The sequence below is a fragment of the Microbacterium sp. genome (assembly GCF_031178525.1).
In the GTDB taxonomy this organism is placed as follows: domain Bacteria; phylum Actinomycetota; class Actinomycetes; order Actinomycetales; family Microbacteriaceae; genus Microbacterium.
In genome coordinates this window covers 1-3,372 of record NZ_JAPSJA010000252.1, presented here as the reverse complement: position 1 = coordinate 3,372, position 3,372 = coordinate 1, and the positions used below count along the sequence as shown (strand labels likewise).

The window sequence follows — 3,372 nt, the reverse complement described above, 5'->3', positions numbered from 1 at the left end:
GCTTCCGGGAGGGGTTCGATCTGGGGAGGCATGTCGAACAATCCGAGGGCGAACATCGGCCGCAGGATGCGCAGAACCGCGTCGTTGATCCGCGACACCGGCACCTCGCCGGCGTTCACCGCCTCGAGCAGCGGCCCGCAGAAGAAGCAGGTTCCCGGTTCCTCGTCCGGAGTGAAGCTGCCGGGCATCTCCTGGTCCAGCCCTCCCAGGATCGACCGCACGGTGCTGTGTGTCGCACCATAGTCGCTCATCACCCATCCCTGGAATCGAAGCTGCTCTTTCAGGATCGTGTTCAGGAGCTCGTCGTTCTCGCACGCGTACGTCCCGTTCACCTTGTTGAACGCACACATCGCAGAGCCCGGACGACCATCCCGCACCCCGATCGCGAACGGTCGGACGTAGATCTCCTGCAGCGCGCGTTCGTCCACGACGGCGTTGCCGCCGGCGAGGCGATTCACCTCCTGCGTGTAGACGTTGTAGTGCTTGATGTCGCCGACGACCGGATTCGATTGGATGCCGCGCAGCTCCGCCGCGCCGGTGGTGCCGCTCAGGAGCGGGTCCTCGCCGAAGGCCTCGAAGGCACGCCCTGCTTGCGCCACGCGCGCGATGTCGACCGCCGGCGCCAGCAGCACGTTGTGTCCCGTGCTGAAGGCCTCCTCGGCGGCGAGGTCGCCGTACTGCTCTGCGAGGGCGAGATCCCAGGTGGCGGCGAGGGAGATCGGCGCTGGCAGCTGCGTGGCCCGCTGTCCGTTCACGTCGGGATTGGCGATCCGGGTGCCGGCCGGACCGTCCGCCATCGTCAGCGCGGGGATGCCCAGGCGCTCGATCGGTGCGTTGTAGAAGCCGTAGTAGTTGTTCACCTCGCCGTGCAGCATGTCGACCTTCTCTTCGAGGGTCATGCGCTGCAGCAGGGCGCGTGCTCGGCGGGTGGCCTGCCGATCCTCGTCCCAGCGGTCTCCCGGCGGCAGGGCGCGAGTGCGCCCATCGTTCAGCTGCTGCGACGAGCGGATCTCGTCATCCGTCGCGTCGTCGGCGGCGACGGAGGCCGTCGGCACTGCGAGTGTCACCGCCGCACACAGGGCGACCGCGGCGAACCCCGCGCGCACGGAGCGCCGCAGTCGCCGCTGCTGGGGAGACGTCCTTCCTCGACGTTCCCGTTCTTCGTCACGTGAGAGCCTCATCGATCTCAACCTTTCTTCCGCGCGTCGCGCACCGGACGATGCGCGGTCACGTGTGGGGACTGGGGAGTGCGGGAATGGATCGAGGAGCGTGGTGCTCGATGTGGGCGCCACTGTACGCCGATGCGGACCGCCCGCAAGAGTCAGGGACGATGGGCGTTGAAGGATACTTCTCACCGCCACTCAGCGGTCCGGATGTCCGCATCGCCGGGTCGAAAGCCGCGCGACTCGGAAGCTGAGGCGGAAGGAGATCCGCTGTGCGGGCGACCGTCGTCGCGCGCTCGGGATCGGCGCCGCGCGCCCACCGAGGGCGTCGAGGTCGCCGATGATCTGGGGACGGAGCAGAACGTCCCACCCATGGGACTGCGTGCAGAGCACCGGCGCGGAAGCGCATCGCGCGGTCAGACAGAGGAGTGGAGCCTAGGAGATTCGAACTCCTGACATCCTGCTTGCAAAGCAGGCGCTCTACCAACTGAGCTAAGGCCCCGGAAGGGTGGATCTCCGCGAGAGACCCTCGAAGAGTTTACATGGGCGGCGGGGCCCGCCTGCCGATGTGCTGCCGGAGGCGGTTGTGGCCGGGGTGACATCGGTGCCATGCTCCCCGCATGCGCACCCGCCTCGTCATCGCCCCCGCGCTGGCCGCATCGGCCTTCCTGCTGCTGACAGCGTGCTCGGCGGCCGGGGGTTCCGACTTCTCGGGCGAGTGGGGCGGCCCGGCTCCGAGCGCTCACATCGCGATCTCAGAGGACGGCAACTTTTCGGGATTCGACGGGTGCAACGCCGTGTTCGGCACCGGCGAGTTCGTCGGCGACCGCTTCGAGTTCGGCGACGACGTCGCCCAGACGCGCATGGCCTGCCCGGACGCCACCGAGACGATCGAGCCCTCGCCCGAGGCGGTACGGATCGAGGGCGAGGAGCTCATCCTGCTCGACGATGAGGACGCCGAGATCGCGCGCCTCCCGCGCACGGGCGACGTCGAGGACGGCTGAGCCCTCTGAGCCCCAGGAACGAGGAAAGCCTTCGCGTCTGCGAAGGCTTTCGATGGTGGGGGTACCAGGACTTGAACCTGGGACCTCTTCATTATCAGTGAAGCGCTCTAACCGCCTGAGCTATACCCCCAGAGGTGTCGGACTCGCGTCCTCAACCTCAGAGACTTTACCCGATCCGCTCGACCTTCGCGAATCGGGGCCGGCCCCGCGAGTGTCAGTTCGAGGTGAAGCCGACGAGCAGTCCGCCCGTCACCTTGACCGCGAGGTTGTAGATGCCGGCGATGACCGCGCCGAGCACGGTCACGACCACCAGGTTCAGGATCGCCACGATCGTCGCGAACGCCATCACCTGCGGCAGGCCGACGAACTGCGAGATCGACAGGCTGCCGTCCGTGAAGCTGGCGAGGAACTCGTCCATCTGGGCGATCAGGCCGGTCGTCTGCACGACCATGTAGATCAGGAAGAACGACACGATCGTCACGATCGCGAGCGCGACGGCCGCGAGGAACGACAGCTTCACGGCCGACCAGAAGTCGACGTAGACCAGCCGCAGGCGCACCTGCTTGGCGTTGGTCTTGTGGGTGGACTTCTTGGCGAGCTTGTCGGCTACCGTGCTCATGCGTTCTCTCCGGGGGTGTCAGACGCCGTCTCGGGCGCCTCGTCGACCGCGGCCTCGCCGTCGGTCTCGTCCAGGGCCACCGCGGCGCGTTCGGTGTTGCGCGCGATGGCGAGGATGCGGTCGTCCTTGTCCGGACGCGCAAACAGCACGCCCATCGTGTCGCGGCCCTTGGCGGGGACCTCGGCAACGGCCGAGCGTACCACCTTGCCCTTGGCGAGAACCACGAGCACCTCGTCGTCCTCGAAGACGATCAGACCGCCGGCGAGACCGCCGCGCTCGTCCGACAGCTTCGCGACCTTGATTCCGAGGCCGCCGCGACCCTGCACCTTGTACTCGTCGACGCGGGTGCGCTTGGCGTAGCCGCCCTCGGTCACCACGAACACGAAGCCCTCGTCGCGCACGACCGACGCGGACAGCAGGCTGTCGTCCGCACGGAACGACATGCCCTTGACGCCGCTGGTCGAGCGGCCGAGCGGCCGCAGCGCCTCGTCGGTCGCGGAGAACCGCAGCGACTGCCCGCCGCGGCTGATCAGCAGGATGTCGTCGGACGAGTCGACCAGCAGCGCGCTGATCAGCTCGTCGTCCT

General features: G+C 67.8%; 4 protein-coding genes and 2 tRNA genes. 1 reads left to right on the top strand and 5 read right to left on the bottom strand.

Annotated elements, in window-relative coordinates; all coding sequences use genetic code 11:
- Window positions 1-1,067: glycoside hydrolase family 3 N-terminal domain-containing protein (locus RIF89_RS12605; protein ID WP_309069445.1), on the bottom strand; the 1,067-nt coding region annotated here is incomplete at its 3' end.
- Between the two features lie 525 nt (window positions 1,068-1,592).
- Window positions 1,593-1,665 (bottom strand) — tRNA-Ala (locus RIF89_RS12600).
- Between the two features lie 118 nt (window positions 1,666-1,783).
- Between RIF89_RS12600 and RIF89_RS12595 the strand changes: the two genes are divergently transcribed.
- The gene (locus RIF89_RS12595; RefSeq protein ID WP_309069444.1) at window positions 1,784-2,167 is read left to right on the top strand and encodes an META domain-containing protein; all 384 of its coding nucleotides are present in this window, start codon (window positions 1,784-1,786) and stop codon (window positions 2,165-2,167) included.
- Window positions 2,168-2,220: 53 nt separating this feature from the next.
- Here RIF89_RS12595 and RIF89_RS12590 read toward each other — a convergent pair.
- The 3 genes from RIF89_RS12590 to RIF89_RS12580 form a co-directional block, all read right to left on the bottom strand.
- Window positions 2,221-2,297, bottom strand: a tRNA-Ile gene (locus RIF89_RS12590).
- 84 nt (window positions 2,298-2,381) lie between these two features.
- The gene (locus RIF89_RS12585; RefSeq protein ID WP_309069443.1) at window positions 2,382-2,786 is read right to left on the bottom strand and encodes a DUF3566 domain-containing protein; all 405 of its coding nucleotides are present in this window, start codon (window positions 2,784-2,786) and stop codon (window positions 2,382-2,384) included.
- Window positions 2,783-3,372 (bottom strand): DNA gyrase C-terminal beta-propeller domain-containing protein (locus RIF89_RS12580; RefSeq protein WP_309069442.1); only part of this gene is annotated, 590 nt, incomplete at its 5' end. The genes RIF89_RS12580 and RIF89_RS12585, both read right to left, overlap by 4 nt.